Genomic DNA, 14,901 nt, shown 5'->3' with positions numbered 1-14,901 from the left:
ACGCTCCACTGCGCATCGACTCTCCGGGCATCGCTGTCATAATCCGCGGCGATCACCGTGGGCGTTTCGCCCGGGGACATCATCATCTGCGGTCAGCCGCCGCTGTGGTCTCGTTCAGATGGTTCTCGAAGTCCGGGTGGTAGCGCGGATCGAGCATGGCCAGAATCCGGTCAGGGTCCGTCCTGTGGGCGTAGTCGTGCGATGTCTGCAATGCGTAGTCACCGACCTCGATGCCACCCGCGAAGACTGTGCTCTCCACCGGATCGGGCTCCGCGGACTCCGTGAGCCGAAGATTGCAGAGAAGCCCTTCATAGGGCTCGCGGTCCGCTCTTCGAAGAACAGCGGTGCCCGTTCGTACGCGCAGCGCGACGCCGGGCTCGAGCTCGTGCGCCTGCACGATTCCGTCCGCCGTCACCACTGGATGGTTACCGGACAGCGCCACTTCGCTGCCGTCCTCGGTGAGCAGGCGCACAACATCGCCACTGAAGCGGAAGATCGTCGTGGAGCTCACCCGACGTGCGAGGCCGTCACCGCATTGCACGACCGAGCCACGGACCACGTCTTCGATGCGGATGGTAGAACCGTCCGCGAGGAGAACCGGGGTTCCCGCGACCATGCAGCTCCACAGAAACTGAATCGGCGGAATGTAGGTGACTCCGTCGAGAGCAGGGGAAGGTCCGTCCGCGCTCTGTACCGTTGCGGTAGCCGGAACCGTCTGGTCCTCGAGGTAAATGACAAGCTGCAGCGACAGGTAGTCGGCCTCACCACTCACCCATTTCAGGTCCCCCCATTTCAGCGGATTGCCCATGGAGTCCCAAGGTGGCTGGTCGGACGGCGGAGTCAGCGTCCATGAAAGCGTGTTGCCGCTGACGTGCAGATTGTCGAAAATGTTTCTTTTGGAGGCTTCCGGTAGTTCTGCGCAGCCACCGGTTCCGCCTTTCCCGTGACGGAGGCGGCCGAAAATCACAGGGTTGACACCATATACCAGCGCTCGCGGGCGGGCAGGCAGAGTCACGCTCCCGTACCAGGGCAGCGCGTAGGTGGTGGAGTCGGTGTGGTACCAATACCAGTAGTCGACATCGTTCTGGTTGTTCGCGCCGCGTCCGAGGGCGATACGAATGTATTCGCTCGTGACCGCGGACTGATGCCTGTTCGGGTGTGTGACCTCTGGGGCGACACCTACGCCGACGTCAATACTGCGCTGTGTCAACGCAGTCACCCATGGATCCCCGGGATTCTGCTGGTACGAGTAGAAAATGGTAGCCGTTACCTGCGGTTGGGGGTGCTGGTCGGGAAGGGGTTCCGCGTACAGGTCGAGAGGCCGACCCTCATTGAATTGAGTCCCGGAACCGGAAGCCAGTAGGGCCTTGTCCTGAGAATTGAACAGTGCGATCGTCGAATTGAGTTGGAATGCGCCGCCGACCACGCTTGAAAATCCGGATGCTGCCACTAGGGGAGTTCCGGTGACACGGCTGATTTCATCAACCCATGCACCGGTCTCAAAGGGTGGGTCCTGCGGCAGCTGCTCGCCTCCGGCGCCATTCCGCAGGATATGACGTTCGCGTCTCTCAGCTAGTGCCATGTGCATGCCAGGTCGGCTCTCCGGCGTGTGTCCACCGAGATTGTGGATTGCGAGTGCGGACCGGAACTGGCGTTCGTCGGAGAAATCAAGAATGACATTCTCGCGGTTTCCTACCGACTCAAGAAGATGGAAGAAATCTCTCTGATCATCAGGTGTCAGCACTCCCGGACCCTTCCCGTTCATCCGCCGACGCTCAAACACGGCCAGAGTGGCACCTGCCTCCCAGCTTTCAGGAAAGGCGCTGCCGACGGTGAACACGGTCGAGTTGCGGTGACTACCGCAACTGGAGCAGTGCGGTTCCGGACCCGTGGGCCGATGCCTCGGCGTGCTCTTCGGTGCCCATCGGTGTGCGCGTGCCGTGGCCCCGCGCAGGCCCTCGCGGAATCCGTCGATGGACGCAGGCAGGGCTGCCCGGTCGCGTACAGGGGCAAGGGTCAGTTGCATCCGTCGCGGCGATTGCGCTGGTCGAGGCGGTGCGCGGGCATGATTGCTCAGCCCGACGAGGCACATGGTGTTGCGCAGGCGGTGGTTTCGTATGAGGCAAGCAACTCGGGTGCCGGGGTTGCCTGGCAGGCAACCCCGGGCGGCCGAGGTCAGGCGCGGCAGGCGGCCCAGACGGTGCGCTCGGTGCGTACGGCGAGATCCTCGCGGTGCAGCAGGCTGTTCGGACTGTCGCTGTCCAGGAGTTCGTCGAGGGCGGCGAGGTCCTCGCGACTGAGGGCGGGTGCGGCGACGCCGCGGATGCGCTGCAGGCTGCCGTGGGCGTAGCGGCCGATCGCTTCGCTGCGCCCGCTTTCGATGTTGACGGGGATGGTGCGCTCGTCCTCGACGGTGAAGCCGGCGGCGGTGAGCATCGGTCCCCAGTCGGCGCCGCGGTGCGGAACGTGCTCGGCGTGGAAGCTGTCGGTCGCGGCGTGGGCGCGCTCTTCGAGACCGGGCCGGTTCTCGGGTGCGTCGGCGGGCAGGAAGCGGGGGAAGCCCGCGAGCTCGACGACGGCGAACAGGCCCCTGGGGGCGAGCAGTTCGCGGACGTGCGCCAGGGCGCGGTCGGGGTCGGCCATATGGTGCATCGAGGCCGAGGCCCACACCAGATCCGGTCTGCCGAGGTCGGGCCAGTGGTCTCGATCGAGGTCGGCCTGCACGGTCCGTACGCGCCCCTCCACTCCGCGGGCGCATGCCTTCTCGCGTAGGAGGCGAAGATGTCCGGCCGAGGTGTCGACGGCGGTGACGTGTGCGTCGGGGAAACGTTCGAGTAGTGCGAAGGTGCCCGCGCCGGTGCCGCAGCCCAGGTCCACGATCTGGTGCGGCTCACTCTTCAGCGGCAGCCAGGCGGTGATGGACGCTATGTGCTCGGCGAGTACCTCGGCATCAAGATCGAGGATCTCCGCCTGGCCGGCGTCACCGTGTGCGTGGTGGACATCGGGACCGTGGTCAGGGTGGTGGCCGCCTTCGCCATGGTGGGAGGTGTGCTGGTGCGCTCGGGTCATGGCAGCACCGTAAAATGGTCATGCGTCTGCGGCACGAGTGCTTGCGGAAAACGCAAGAAGGGGACTCGATGCGCTGCCCGCCACGCAAGATCGCCCACCGCGCCGGGGGTCTTCGGCTCACCGGAGCCCGCTATTCGCAGGGGCCTGACTGGCGTCGCAGTCGGCTTCGGTGCCGGTGCCGGCGTCTCTCTGGTGGCCGCGGCGGGCGTCGCGGTCGAAGATCCCCATGATCTCGCACGGTCCGCCGTCGGCGCCGATGGCGTGCGGCATCATGGTGGGGAACTCTGCGGCCTGGTTGGTTTCGATACGAAAGCGCCGGTGGCCGAGCATGAGGATGGCGGTTCCGGACAACACGACGAGCCATTCGCGGCCGGAGTGGGCGCGCATGCGGGCCGGGTTGTCGGGTGGCGGCTCGGTCATCCGCTGACGCATCACGCTCATGCCGGGGTCGCCCTTTATGGGCCAGCGCATCAGGCCGCGCGTGCCGTCGATCATCGGGCTGATGACGACGTCGTCGGCGGCGTTCTCCACGAGCTGGTCCAGGGTGGTGTCCAGAGCGCGGGCGAGCGTGACCAGCTGGTCCAGGGCGAGTCGGCGCCGGCCGCTCTCGATGCGGCTCAGAGAGGACTGGCTGAGGTTGGCCCGACTGGCCAGTTCCTCCAGTGACCACCCCTGCGCGACGCGCAGCGCGCGGATCCGTTTGCGTACGAGGCTGTCCAGCTGCCCATCTTCTTGCGTCATAGGCAATATGGTATGCCTTCAATGCAACACGGGCTTAACGTCGAATACAGGTGGTCCAGCAGGGAGCCAGGGGGCCACGTACGACGAAAGGGGGCGACATGTCTGTCCAGACTTTCTGCTACGAGAGCGACGCACTGCCCAGCGAGACGGTGGATGCCGTGGTGATCGGCGGCGGCGCCGCGGGGCTGAATGGCGCGCTGATGCTGGCCCGCTCCCGCCGCTCGGTCGTCGTGATCGACAGCGGCGCCCCGCGCAACGCCCCCGCCGACGCCATGCACGGCTTCATCGTCCTGGACGGCACCCCGCCCACCGAGATCCTCACGTGCGGACGCCGGCAGGTACGCGAATACGGCGGCCGGGTCGTGTTCGGGGAAGTGGCCGCGGCCGAACCCGCCGCGCCCGCGGCGGACGGCGACCTCCGATTCACCGTCACCCTGGCCGACGGCCGTACGCTGACGGCACGCCGGGTACTGGTGGCCACTGGCCTGCGTGACGTACTGCCCGAGGTGCCCGGCCTGGCCGAGCACTGGGGCCACGGCGTGGTGCACTGCCCCTACTGCCACGGCTATGAGGTCCGCGACGAGCCCATCGGCATCCTCGCCATCGGCCCCGCCTCCGTCCACCATGCCTGGCTGTTTCGCCAATTGACCGACGATCTCACCTTCTTCACGAACGGCACCGAGCTGGACGCGGAGACCCGCGCCCGCTTCGCCGCCCGCAACGTCCGCATCATCGAGACCGAGGTCAAGGAAGTCGTCAACGACGACGCTGGAGCCCTCGCAGGCGTCCGCCTGACCGACGGCAGCGTCGTGGAGCGGCGGATCCTGGCGGTGGCCACGCGGATGCAGGCCCGCACCGAGGGTCTGGAGGGTCTCAAGCTGCCGATGGAAGACCTGCCCGACAACATGGGCCAACGCTTCACATCCGCGATGGCCGGCACCACCGAGATCCCGGGCGTGTGGGTGGCCGGCAACGCAACCGACCTCACCGCCCAAGTCGGCGCCTCTGCCGCGGCCGGAGCCCTGGCCGGCGCCCACATCAACGCAGCGTTGGCCGCCGCGGACACCGACGCCGCGCTCGCCGCCACGCGGAAGACCACAGGCTGACACGCAAGCCCCGCTGCTGCAGGTGCCGGCGTACGCCCGAACGCGCACCGGCCGGAACGCATCAAAGCGCACAATGTTGATCTGATGCCCGTCTGCCGGAAGAGGAATCGGGGTGCCTCACCCATTCTCAGCGCGCGGCACGCTCTGCTACTTCTCTGGTGATGTCGGCGTAGAGGCGGAAGAGTGCCGGGCGGGCTTCGCCGTGTCCTTGGTGGTGCAGCGCGGCCCAGCACCGGGCGATGAGTTCCCGGGCCTGGGTGCCCGGCCACGGCTGGGGCAGGAGTTGGGGCGGGAGGAGCGGGTCGGGCTCCATGGCGCGAGTGAGTTCGGCGGCTAGTTCGACCGCGATGGTGAGGAGTGTGGAAGGGGAGAGCCGGTCGTGACCGGTGAGCCGGGCGAGGCGGGGCTTCACCAGGCGGCTGAGGCGGTGGTAGCGCTCGGCGATCTCCTGTAGAGGCCACAGATTGCGGGTGAGTTCGGCGGGCTCCTGGGTGGCGCCCCTTCGCAGGTCCGTCGTGGTGAGGAGAGTGAGCGCGTCATGGGCGCCGAGGCGGTGGGCCGCTTCTTCGACGTACGGTTCCCAGGCGTTGGCGCAGACGTACAGTCCGCCCTGGAGCGGGGCACCGCCCAGGTGGACGAGAGTGTCGCGCAGCGAGTCCCGGGCCGTGCGCGCCGATTCGGGCACCGCGAAGGCGGCGAGGTGCCAGACGCCGTCCCAGGGGGCGAGCCCGGCGTCCTGCTGGAACGCGTGCCGCAGGAAGTCCGCGTTGGGGGCGAGGGCACGCATGGTGTCCGCGGTGGCGTGCAGCTCCGCCTTGCGACCCCGGCCCTCGTGGGTGAACCGGCCTTCGGCAACCAGACGTTTGACGCACAGCCGCACCTGCTGGTCACTCATCTCCAGGGTGTTGGCGACGGTGTAGAGCTCGTCCGCGCGGACGGTGCCGTCCTCGCGGATCAGCGCGTGGACGAGCATGCGGGTGGGGATCTCGATGTGTTCGGTCATGATGTGCTCAGTCCTCTCGGCCCGTTCGCCCCGACAGTGCGGTGCATGGTGGTCACCGCGCCGAAGCCCATCAGCCCGCGAAGCCAGGGCGTGTGCTCGGTCCGTACGGCTGTGAAGCCGCGCCGCTCGTACAGGGCCCTGGCGCGCGGGTTGGTGTCGATCACGTCCAGTCGGACTTCCCGGCAGTCCTGTTCAGCCGCGACTGCGGCCACTTCTTCGATGAGCAGGCTCCCGACGCCGCGGCCACGTACGCCCGAATCCACGGCGATGCCGTCCATGAGGAGCTGCCCGGGGGCCGGATGGCGTTCGAACAAGGCGAGGAGCAGGAGCCGGTGCAGCCCCCTCAGATGTCCGTACGTGCGCAGCACGGCGGCGGCCGAGCCTCCGGTGAGGGCCCGGCCGCCGAGGTGGTAGCCGGCGAGGCCGACCAGCTGCCCGTTGAGGAGCGCGCACACCGCGCGGTCGGCGTTCAGGTGGGCGGTGAGGAAGACACCGCTTTGTCCTGCGGGTTCAGGGCAGGGCCGAGTTTGACGCCGAAGGCGTCCCAGTACAGCTCGGCCGCCCGCCGCTCGGCTCCTTCCGGTATGCCCCGCCGGACTGTCACGTACCCGGTGCCGGTGTCTGTTGCGTCGAATCCCATGCGGACTCCCCCTCTTGCCGTTGCAACCTTTCTCAAAGCTATCACTCAATTAACGACCGTTCTGGCCGTGATAGCTTTGATGGCAAGAGAATCGACCGGAGTCGGCCAGATCGCATCTGCCCAGAGATCCACTCCCGAAGGCGCGGGCTCCGCATCGCCGTGTGCAGACGGTCGGGCACACGGTCGCAGCTCGGGGAATCGGGACCGGGTGCGTGTTCGGGGAGCCTGGGGTGGGCAAGACGGCGGCGGTGCAGCACAGTCCCTGCATCTGCTGCCCTCCGTGCGTGTTTCTGTCCCCTGGGGTGGCTTCGATCGTTTCTCGCCTCACGGGCTTTGATCGCACCTGCTGATGCGGCCGATCGTGTCAGCGGCTCGCGACAGGGCTGTCACAGGGCTTCCAAGATTGCTTGCCTTTGCTCCCAGGGGAAGGGCAACAGTGCTTCCGTGGATCACAGGAGTGTGCTCGTTGGCCGGACGGGGCGAAAGGGGGGGGGCGTGTGACCGCGACCTGCGTAATTCTCGATATCGGCGGCGTACTGGAGATCACGCGGGAGACGGGGTGGGTGCGACGGTGGGAAGAGCGGCTGGGGCTGCCGCTGGGCAGCGTGTATGAGCGGATGCGCGACGTGTGGCGTGCTGGGAGTGTCGGGAGCATCAGCGAACGGGAGGTGTATGAACAGGTAGCGGTCCGCCTGGGTCTAGAAACGTCCCAGGCTGACGCCTTCATGGCTGATCTCTGGACGGAGTATCTGGGGACGCCGAACGAGGAGCTCATCGCCTATGTGCGGGGGCTGCAGGGAAGATGCAGGCTGGGCATCCTGAGCAACAGCTTCGTCGGGGCCAGGGAGCGGGAGACGGCGCTGTACCACTTCGACGAGCTGGTGGAGCAGATCGTCTACTCGCACGAACTCGGCATCGAGAAGCCTGATCTGCGTGCTTTCGAAGCTGCTTGCGCCAGCTTGGAGGTGCGGCCGGAGCGCTGTCTCTTCGTGGACGATGTCGCAGCCAATGTTGAGGCCGCCCAGGCGGCGGGCATGCAGGCGCATCTGTTCGAGGACAATGCCGGGACGATCAGGCGCATCGCAGCTCATCTGGACGCTGGGCCCTGACTCCAGCCCGCGACCTGCTCGGATGACGCGGGCCGGGCCGGTCGCTCCCGGCGAGGCCGAGCTATCACGTTGCGAACCGCTCGCCGGCACGGTCTTTGGCTCCCAGGAATTCATACGAGGCCGGGTCGAAGATCAGGTACGTGCCTTCGTAGGATCCGCGCTCGGTGCAGGCGATCCCCACCCCGGTCCGCCCGGCGGAGTCCTTCACTCCCGGGATCGTCTTGACGCCGGGCACAAGGTCCGTGGCGATCAGGACTCCCGTCCCCGTAACCGCCGTGGCGACCACCGCGGCGGCCGCGAGGCGCAGTGCATGGCGGCGACCGGTGCCGGTGCCGGTGCGCTGGTCCGCGTAGGCCATCGCGTTGAGCAGCTGTTCCAGCCCCGTTTCGATAATGGAACGTCGAAAAGGGCTCGCCACGGGGTGCGGTCGATGAGTTTGGGCGGCGGCAGGAGTCCCTGATGGAGAACACCGATCTCTGGAGGCCGCCCCATGGCTGAACCACACGTGCTGGAAACCCGGAAAGCGCTGGAAAGGGCGATACACGTCGAGCGGTCCGCGCTCGCTCAAGACCTCACCGGGCTCAGCGAGGCCGAGTGGGCGAAAGCATCACTGTGTGAACGCTGGACCGTGGAGGAGGTCGTAGCCCATCTGACCGCAGGTGCCAGTACGAGGATGTGGCGCTGGCTGCTGAGCATGCTGGCCGCGCGCTTCAACCCCGATCTGCACAACGACCGACGACTCGCCAAGCACCGTGGTGCTGCACCCGAAGAGACCCTGCGGCGATTCCGCGAAGTTGTCGCCGGGCCCGCCGGACCGACAGGACATACTGCGGCCTGGCTGGGCGAAATAGTCGTCCACGGCGAGGACATCCGCCGGCCACTGGGTCTTGCGCGGACGCCGCCGGTGGCCACGACGACCGCCGTGGCCCGGTTCTTCGCCGGCCGCGATTTCACCGTCGCGAGCAAGACTGCGATTGCGGGCTTGCGGGTCGAGGCCACAGACGGGCCGTTCACCGCCGGCTCGGGGGATCTGCTCCGGGGGTCGACCCTCTCGCTGGTGATGGCGATGGCAGGCCGCGCAGCGGCCTGCGAGGACCTTGAGGGGGACGGTGCGGCAGTCCTGCGCGCCCGACTGCGCTCAGGTTGAAGAACAAGTTGCGATCCCGTTTCCGGACCTGAGTGGCTTCTGCCGACTGCTGTCAGACGCCGGATCAGCCGAACAGACAGCCCAGAAGAAGCGGGATCCGGCGACATCGTGCCCGTTGCCGCCGGCAAGCGTCCTGGTGAGCGGAATTCCGTGGCGGGCGACGATCAGATGGTGCTTGGAGCCGGGGCTGACGCGGACCCGGGACACCGCCACGGCGCGGGCCGAGACCGACGAGGGCGGCAGGATCCTCTACCGCGACGAGGATCAGGCAGTGGCCGAGCGCGTCCACGAGATCGCGGGCGAGCGGGGTCTGTCCCCGGCCCAGTCGCCCTGGAGCCCTACCAGCCGCACGAGACCGCCTACCTGGAGGAGTCCTTCGACAAGCCGCACACTGGCGGGCTCCCGGTAGTCCAGGCTACCGCCGGGCCTTCGACCAGTCCTCGGCCTCGGCCTTCTCAACGTCCTGCGTGCGCACCGTGCGGCGGCAGGTCGAGCAGGGGCAGCCACACCGTGTCCACGATCTCGACGATCGTCTCGTCCGCCACCGGGCCCATGCGCATCAGCATGTCGTGGCGCACGAGGTCGAAGGGCAGGTTCACCATGCGTTCGGTTCGCGGCACCTCCGCAAGTTCGCCGCGCTCGACGGCGCGGTCCACGAGCCGCTTGAAGGGAGACGTCTGGTCTGCGGTGAGGAGGCGGCTGCGTAGGTCGCTGAAGTTGGTGCCGGTTGCGCGGAAGTAGTCCGCCAGGTGGATCTGCATGAGTACCAGTGCTTGGGCGCGCTCGGCGTTGACCGTGCGCAGGAGAGTAAGGGCGTCCTGGCGCAGGTTCCCGGTGTCAGGGGTGTCGAGTGGACGCCAGTGCCGGGCGAGTGTGGTGATGAGGAGGTCCTCGCGCTGGGGCCAGCGCCGGTAGAGCACCGGCTTGCTGGTGCCGGCACGCGCTGCGATGGCCTCGAAGGTGAAGCCGTTGTAGCCCTGCTCGACCAGGACCTCCCAGGCGGCGTCGGTGATCGCCTTCTCCAGGGCGGCACCCCTGCGTCGGGTGGGAGTGCTCTCCGTACGCCGCTCACTCACCGCTGCCCCCAGTATCCATTGCGCCCACACATCCATTCTCGCGGCGTCCCGCCGGACGATTAGATTCGCTTGCGTATCTTAACGTGAGCCCCTATCCTCACACATAAGATACTTCTCCGTATCTTACGGTTCACCCGCCGGTTCCGTCCCAGCTGAGCCGCAGCCCCCTCACCGCCAATCGACGCCAGGGAAGCTCGCATGTCCATGATGAATGCCGCGCTCGTAGAGTCCTACGATGAGCCGCCGCACTTCCGCTCCATCCCCGCCCCCGATGCCGCCCCCGGCCAAGAGGTGGTGGAAGTCCTCGCCGTCGGCGTGCACCCCGCCACTCGCGGCATCGCCGCCGGAAAGCACTACACGAGTCCCAGGACACTGCCCGCGCTGGCCGGTGCCGACGCCGTCGTCCGCCGGGCGGACGGCAGCCTCGGATACGTCATGGTGATGGGCGCCGGCTCCTTGGCCGAACGCATCGTCATCGATCCGGCCGCCGCCATCCCGGTCCCGGCCGGAGCCGCTCCCGCACCGCTGGCCGCGACCATGAACCCCGCCATGTCCTCATGGTTGGTGCTGCGCACCCGTGTGCCCTTCCAGGCCGGGCAGTCGGTCCTGGTGCACGGCGCGACCGGCAACGCCGGATCGATGGCTGTCAAGGTGGCCAAGCACCTCGGTGCCGGGCGGGTGATCGCCGCCGGCCGCAACCGCACCCGCCTCGACGAACTCCGTGCCGAAGGCGCGGACGATACTGTCCAGCTCGCCCCCGACCAGGACGCCACCGCGGCCTCGCTCGCCGAGGCCGCCGCGGAGGTCGACGTGGTCCTCGACTACATCTGGGGCCCACCCACCGAACTCGCCATGCGTGCCGTCCTCGGGGCACGCACCCAGCACACCCGCTTGCTCGACTGGGTGCAGATCGGCGGCGTGGGCGGAGACTCGATCACCCTGTCCGGGCACACCCTGCGCTCCAACGCGTTCCGCATCCTGGGCAGCGGCTTCGGCTCGGTGGAGATGCAGATCATGCAGCGGGAGCTCACCGAACTCGTCGCGGCGATCGCCGCAGGCGGCATGACCGTGCACCCGCACCCGTTCCCGCTCGACCAGGTCGAGGCGGCCTGGGCCCACCAGGACGCACCGGGCGAGCGCACCGTCATCCTCCTGTGACCACGCCGCCGGTACCCGCCCCGAGGCCCGGGTACCGCCGGAGTGTCCCACGGCCGGACGGCCAAGCCGTCGAGGCAGTCGGGTACGTCCGGCGCGGACGTCCGTTCCTTGAACGGTTGATCTGCGGTGGCCGGTTGGCCAGATGCGTCGATGTCGGGGAAGAGGGTGGGGGTCAGCTCCGCGGTCACATGGAGATCCTCTGCCCCGAGGAAGGCGGGACGCGGCTCATCCGGCCCGCTCCGGTGGGGGAGAGCGCCTTGGCCCCGCCGGGGAGCTGAGCAGCGGAACCCGCTCCGGACCGGCTCTCTCCGCCCGGGCGAGGCGGCGGCCGGAGGAACTCCAGGCGTTCGGCCGTTTCGGTGCCGGGTCGCGGCCGGTAGAGGAAGAGCCGCTTGCTGGTGCCCGGGCTGAGGACGATGTCGCAGTGCAGATCCAGCCGGCCGGCCTGGGAATGCAGGACGGACTTGCGGGTCGACCTGACGGTGGCGACCTCGCCGAGCTCCCAGAGCGCAGCGAACTCCGTGCTCTTTTCGCGGAGTTCGTCGACAAGGGCCTGCCCAGCCGGGTGGTGGCCGTGACGGAAGACGGACGCACGCAGGTCGGCGACGATGGTGCGCCCGATCGCCTCGTGCTCCTCCTCGGCGTAGATACCGCGATGCTCGGGCCGCACGAACCAGAGCCAGGCGCCGTTGGCCTCGTGGCCGGGGCGGTCGACCAGCGGGCCGAGCAGAGCGACGGCCATCGGATTCTGGATGACGACCGTGCCGAGGTCATCGACGATCTGGGCCGGATCGTCCTTGAGGGAGTCGAGGATGTGCGTCAGGCCGGGATCGGCGTAACCGTCGTGGGACAGGCCCGGGGGCGGCTGATACCCGGCAACCGCGTAGAGATGATCGCGTGCGTCGGTCGACAGGCGCAGCGCCCTGGCGAGCGCGGCGAGCAGGGTTTCCGACGGATTGACGCCGCGGGCCTGCTCGAGCCGCTCATAGTAGTCGGTGGATATGTTCGCGAGCATCGCCACCTCTTCGCGGCGCAGACCGGGCGTACGTCGGCGACCACCTGGCATCAGCCCGACGTCGGTCGGTCGCAGGGCCGCACGGCGAGCCCGCAGAAAGTGGCCGAGTTCAGTTCGGTCGGTCATCGCGGTGTGCTCCGGGGTGCAGGTCGGGGCGAGGCGTTGGCCAAGGGCTCGGACGCCGATCCGGACGGTACGGCTCGGTCCTCCGGTTCCTTCAGTGTCGGGCGGCCACGGCGGGTTGTCCACGGTCTCTGAGTCCGACGATAGATGCGCCGTGGTTGTCACCGCACGTTGCCGTGATGCTTGTGACGAAGCGCCTCCCCCACGGTGCTTCCCAGGCAGCCCCGCCCCACGAGGAGAATCCTGTGCCTGAATGGACCAGCGTCCGGATGTGCGGCCGGAGTGGCCGCATCCTCGACGCCATCCGCTTCGACGAACTGACAGGTGAGTGGGGCACTCGCCGCTGTGGCCAGTAAGCGTGACCCCTCCCGTCACGCGCCGGTGAGGAGACGCCCCGTCGACCTTGGGCAGTCGCGCCGCGGCGGGCCTCGCCCGCTTCTCCGGGAGCAGCCGATGGGGAAGGCAATCGGTCCACGACTCGGGCCCTGGAAGACAGGGCGGAGACGGGCGATCAAGTGGAGCGTCCGTCTCCCTACCGCGGTGAGCGACCACTACCACTGTATGGAGGTTCTTCTCGTGCGCGTTCTTGTCACCGGCGCATCCGGCTGGGTCGGCTCCGCCGTCGTACCCGAGCTCCTCGCAGCCGGACACCATGTCACCGGGCTGGCCCGCTCGGAGGAGTCGGCAGCCGCCGTCGAGGCCGCCGGCGCCGCGAGCGTCCGCGGCACCGTCGAGGACCTCGACGTGCTGCGCGACGCCGCCGCCCGCGTCGACGCCGTAGTCCACCTCGCATTTCCGGTCGAGCGTTCCTTGAGCGGAGGGATGGCTGAGGCAGTCGCCTCCGACGTCACGACCATCCAGACGCTCGGTGAGGGGCTCGCTTCTGGCGGGGCAATCGCTGTCGCTTCCGGCACCGTGGGACTGTCGCGGCACGGGGTGCCTGCCACTGAGCACGATCGCCCCTCGCCCGACGCGCTGGTTGCCGTGCGACAGCCCTCGGACGACGCCGCGCTCGCGCTCGCCGAGCAGGGGGCGCGGCCCGCTGTCCTGCGTTTGGCTCCGACCAACCACGGCAAGGGGGACAACGGCTTCGTCCCGCATCTCATCGCGACCGCTCGCCGGGCCGGGTTCTCGGGATACCCAGGTGACGGGTCGTTGCGCTGGCCTGCAGTACACGTCCGGGACACCGCCCGGCTCTTCCGGCTGGCGATCGAGGCCGCACCGACGGGATACCTGCACGCCGTGGCTGAGGAGGGTATCGCGATCCGCGAGATCGCCGCGGCCATCGGGCGCCACCTCGGCATTCCGACACGATCGGTACCGATGGACCAAGTCGACGAGCACTTCGGGTTCGTCGGGATGTTCCTCAAGCCCGACAGCCCCGTCTCCAACACCCTCACCCGAGAGGTCACCGGCTGGGCTCCGACCGAGATCGGCCTGCTCGAGGATCTCGACCAGGGGCACTATTTCCAACCGAGTCAGCCCACCGCCCATTGATTCCCGCCGCAATTCCCCGCCTGTGCGGCTCCGGCCTCCCGGATCGGAGCGTACGGGCGAAGTCCCAAGAGTGCTGGTCCGGAGAGCTGTGTCCAGGCCCAATTACCCCCGGCAGATGAGCGGTTGCCCCCACGACGCCCCTGCGAAGGCCGGGTGAGGGCCGAGCTGTGGCGGCAGGCCAAGGAGGCCCACGATGGAGGGCGGCTGCGGGCCACCGAAGTGCGAGCAGGCCAGTACCTGGGCCCAGGCGCAGTCTCAGCGTTCACACTGCTGGTCGCACCCCGAGTCCGCGACGGCGAACTGGCCCTCGTCCACGGCAACCCCGATGCGGCGCATTCGTTCTCCTGCACCGAGGACGTCGCCGCAGCGCTGGTGGCGGTCAGCCGTGACGAACGGGCCTGGGGGAGGGCCTGGCATGCCCCGGTCATCACCACTGCCCTGCGTCAGGCCGCAACCGAACTCGCCGAACTGCACGGAGCCGCCGAACCGCGGCTGGAGCCGCTCACCGAACGGGATTTGACGCTGTTGTCCTTCACCGATCCGCTGTGGCGGGAGTTCACCGAGATGAGCTACATGTCCGAGCGCCCGTTCATCGTGGACGACAGCGATATCCGCGGCACCTTCAAACTCAAGCCTTCGACGCTCCGCGAAGCACTGATGGCCTGACGCGACGGCACGCCGAAGGCGAAGCTCAAGCTCACCGGCAAGAACGACGACCCGGACGACGGGGTGGTCAGCGACGGCGGTCGTGCGCGACCGGGAGGGCGCGCGCACGACCGTCGCCACCCGACCCGCAACGGTGCACGGCGACGCGGCGCTGGTGGAGCGGCCGGCGGTCAACCTGGTGGACAACGCGCGGCGCTACACCCCCGGCGACGACTGGATCCACGTCGCGGCCGGAACCAGCGGCGGCCGGCCCTGGCTGCACGTCGCCAACAGCGGAGAGCCGATACCGCGCAGCCGCACCCCCGCGCTCCACCAGCCCTTCCAGCGGCTCGCGCCGCGCGGTGCCGGGAGGGGCACGGTCTGGGGTATGCCCCCCATCGTGGCCGCCGTTCGCGCAGGCACACGGCGCCGAACTGACGCCCCTGCCCGGACCCGAGGGCGGCCTGGCCGTCACCGTCACCGTTTCCACGTACCCCGGGAGCACGGGGGCTCAGGAGTGGACGGCTGACGCACGCGGGGTTCGGCCGGGCCGTACGGCCCGCTCCTACCTG

At 68.5% G+C, this 14,901-nt stretch carries 16 protein-coding genes; 7 read left to right on the top strand and 9 right to left on the bottom strand.

Going from position 1 to position 14,901, the window contains the following annotated elements; genetic code table 11:
- Positions 1 to 82: 82 nt before the first annotated feature.
- The 3 genes from JW592_RS33345 to JW592_RS13170 all read right to left on the bottom strand — a co-directional run bounded on the left by JW592_RS33345 (position 83) and on the right by JW592_RS13170 (position 3,810).
- On the bottom strand, positions 83 to 1,840 hold the full coding sequence (locus JW592_RS33345) for a Hint domain-containing protein (protein ID WP_209265223.1): 1,758 nt from the start codon (positions 1,838 to 1,840) through the stop codon (positions 83 to 85).
- A 335-nt stretch (positions 1,841 to 2,175) separates the two neighbouring features.
- The gene (locus tag JW592_RS13175; RefSeq protein WP_209265222.1) at positions 2,176 to 3,069 is read right to left on the bottom strand and encodes a class I SAM-dependent methyltransferase; all 894 of its coding nucleotides are present in this window, start codon (positions 3,067 to 3,069) and stop codon (positions 2,176 to 2,178) included.
- A gap of 117 nt (positions 3,070 to 3,186) precedes the next feature.
- Positions 3,187 to 3,810: an XRE family transcriptional regulator gene (locus JW592_RS13170; protein ID WP_209265221.1), complete on the bottom strand. Its 624-nt coding sequence runs from the start codon at positions 3,808 to 3,810 to the stop codon at positions 3,187 to 3,189.
- A 98-nt stretch (positions 3,811 to 3,908) separates the two neighbouring features.
- On the opposite strand from JW592_RS13170, the gene JW592_RS13165 reads away from it, so the two are divergent.
- A complete protein-coding gene (locus JW592_RS13165) occupies positions 3,909 to 4,916 on the top strand; it encodes an NAD(P)/FAD-dependent oxidoreductase (RefSeq protein ID WP_209265220.1) in 1,008 nt (335 codons plus the stop codon).
- A gap of 127 nt (positions 4,917 to 5,043) precedes the next feature.
- On the opposite strand, the gene JW592_RS13160 is transcribed toward JW592_RS13165, so the two are convergent.
- From JW592_RS13160 to JW592_RS32740, 3 genes are read right to left on the bottom strand one after another with little or no spacing between them, the layout of a single operon-like run.
- On the bottom strand, positions 5,044 to 5,919 hold the full coding sequence (locus JW592_RS13160) for a PaaX family transcriptional regulator C-terminal domain-containing protein (RefSeq protein WP_209265219.1): 876 nt from the start codon (positions 5,917 to 5,919) through the stop codon (positions 5,044 to 5,046).
- Positions 5,916 to 6,392: a GNAT family N-acetyltransferase gene (locus JW592_RS13155; protein ID WP_229375929.1), complete on the bottom strand. Its 477-nt coding sequence runs from the start codon at positions 6,390 to 6,392 to the stop codon at positions 5,916 to 5,918. Before JW592_RS13155 ends, JW592_RS13160 begins: the two co-directional genes overlap by 4 nt.
- On the bottom strand, positions 6,389 to 6,559 hold the full coding sequence (locus tag JW592_RS32740; RefSeq protein ID WP_229375960.1) for a hypothetical protein: 171 nt from the start codon (positions 6,557 to 6,559) through the stop codon (positions 6,389 to 6,391). Before JW592_RS32740 ends, JW592_RS13155 begins: the two co-directional genes overlap by 4 nt.
- Before the next feature lie 497 nt (positions 6,560 to 7,056).
- On the opposite strand from JW592_RS32740, the gene JW592_RS13150 reads away from it, so the two are divergent.
- Entirely contained in the window at positions 7,057 to 7,668 is a 612-nt protein-coding gene (locus tag JW592_RS13150) for an HAD-IA family hydrolase (RefSeq protein ID WP_209265218.1), read from the top strand.
- Between the two features lie 64 nt (positions 7,669 to 7,732).
- On the opposite strand, the gene JW592_RS13145 is transcribed toward JW592_RS13150, so the two are convergent.
- A complete protein-coding gene (locus JW592_RS13145; protein WP_209265217.1) occupies positions 7,733 to 8,086 on the bottom strand; it encodes a hypothetical protein in 354 nt (117 codons plus the stop codon).
- 72 nt (positions 8,087 to 8,158) lie between these two features.
- Between JW592_RS13145 and JW592_RS13140 the strand changes: the two genes are divergently transcribed.
- Positions 8,159 to 8,815, top strand: coding sequence for a maleylpyruvate isomerase family mycothiol-dependent enzyme (locus tag JW592_RS13140; protein WP_209265216.1), 657 nt, complete (start codon positions 8,159 to 8,161; stop codon positions 8,813 to 8,815).
- A gap of 455 nt (positions 8,816 to 9,270) precedes the next feature.
- On the opposite strand, the gene JW592_RS13130 is transcribed toward JW592_RS13140, so the two are convergent.
- Positions 9,271 to 9,891: a TetR/AcrR family transcriptional regulator gene (locus tag JW592_RS13130; RefSeq protein WP_307805397.1), complete on the bottom strand. Its 621-nt coding sequence runs from the start codon at positions 9,889 to 9,891 to the stop codon at positions 9,271 to 9,273.
- 198 nt (positions 9,892 to 10,089) lie between these two features.
- Here JW592_RS13130 and JW592_RS13125 point away from each other — a divergent pair, with 198 nt between their 5' ends.
- Positions 10,090 to 11,049, top strand: a complete 960-nt coding sequence (locus JW592_RS13125) for a quinone oxidoreductase family protein (RefSeq protein ID WP_209265214.1) — start codon at positions 10,090 to 10,092, stop codon at positions 11,047 to 11,049.
- Positions 11,050 to 11,233: 184 nt separating this feature from the next.
- On the opposite strand, the gene JW592_RS13120 is transcribed toward JW592_RS13125, so the two are convergent.
- Entirely contained in the window at positions 11,234 to 12,190 is a 957-nt protein-coding gene (locus JW592_RS13120) for a helix-turn-helix transcriptional regulator (protein WP_209265213.1), read from the bottom strand.
- A gap of 573 nt (positions 12,191 to 12,763) precedes the next feature.
- Between JW592_RS13120 and JW592_RS13115 the strand changes: the two genes are divergently transcribed.
- From JW592_RS13115 to JW592_RS13105, 3 genes are all read left to right on the top strand, one after another.
- Entirely contained in the window at positions 12,764 to 13,684 is a 921-nt protein-coding gene (locus JW592_RS13115) for an NAD-dependent epimerase/dehydratase family protein (protein ID WP_209265212.1), read from the top strand.
- A 153-nt stretch (positions 13,685 to 13,837) separates the two neighbouring features.
- Entirely contained in the window at positions 13,838 to 14,350 is a 513-nt protein-coding gene (locus JW592_RS13110) for a Rossmann-fold NAD(P)-binding domain-containing protein (RefSeq protein ID WP_209265211.1), read from the top strand.
- 82 nt (positions 14,351 to 14,432) lie between these two features.
- Entirely contained in the window at positions 14,433 to 14,858 is a 426-nt protein-coding gene (locus tag JW592_RS13105; RefSeq protein WP_209265210.1) for a sensor histidine kinase, read from the top strand.
- Positions 14,859 to 14,901 lie beyond the last annotated feature (43 nt).

The organism is Streptomyces spirodelae (assembly GCF_017676385.1).
Classification (GTDB): Bacteria; Actinomycetota; Actinomycetes; order Streptomycetales; family Streptomycetaceae; genus Streptomyces; species Streptomyces spirodelae.
Note: the sequence above shows the minus strand (reverse complement) of the source record. Positions and strands in the feature narration are given on the sequence as shown.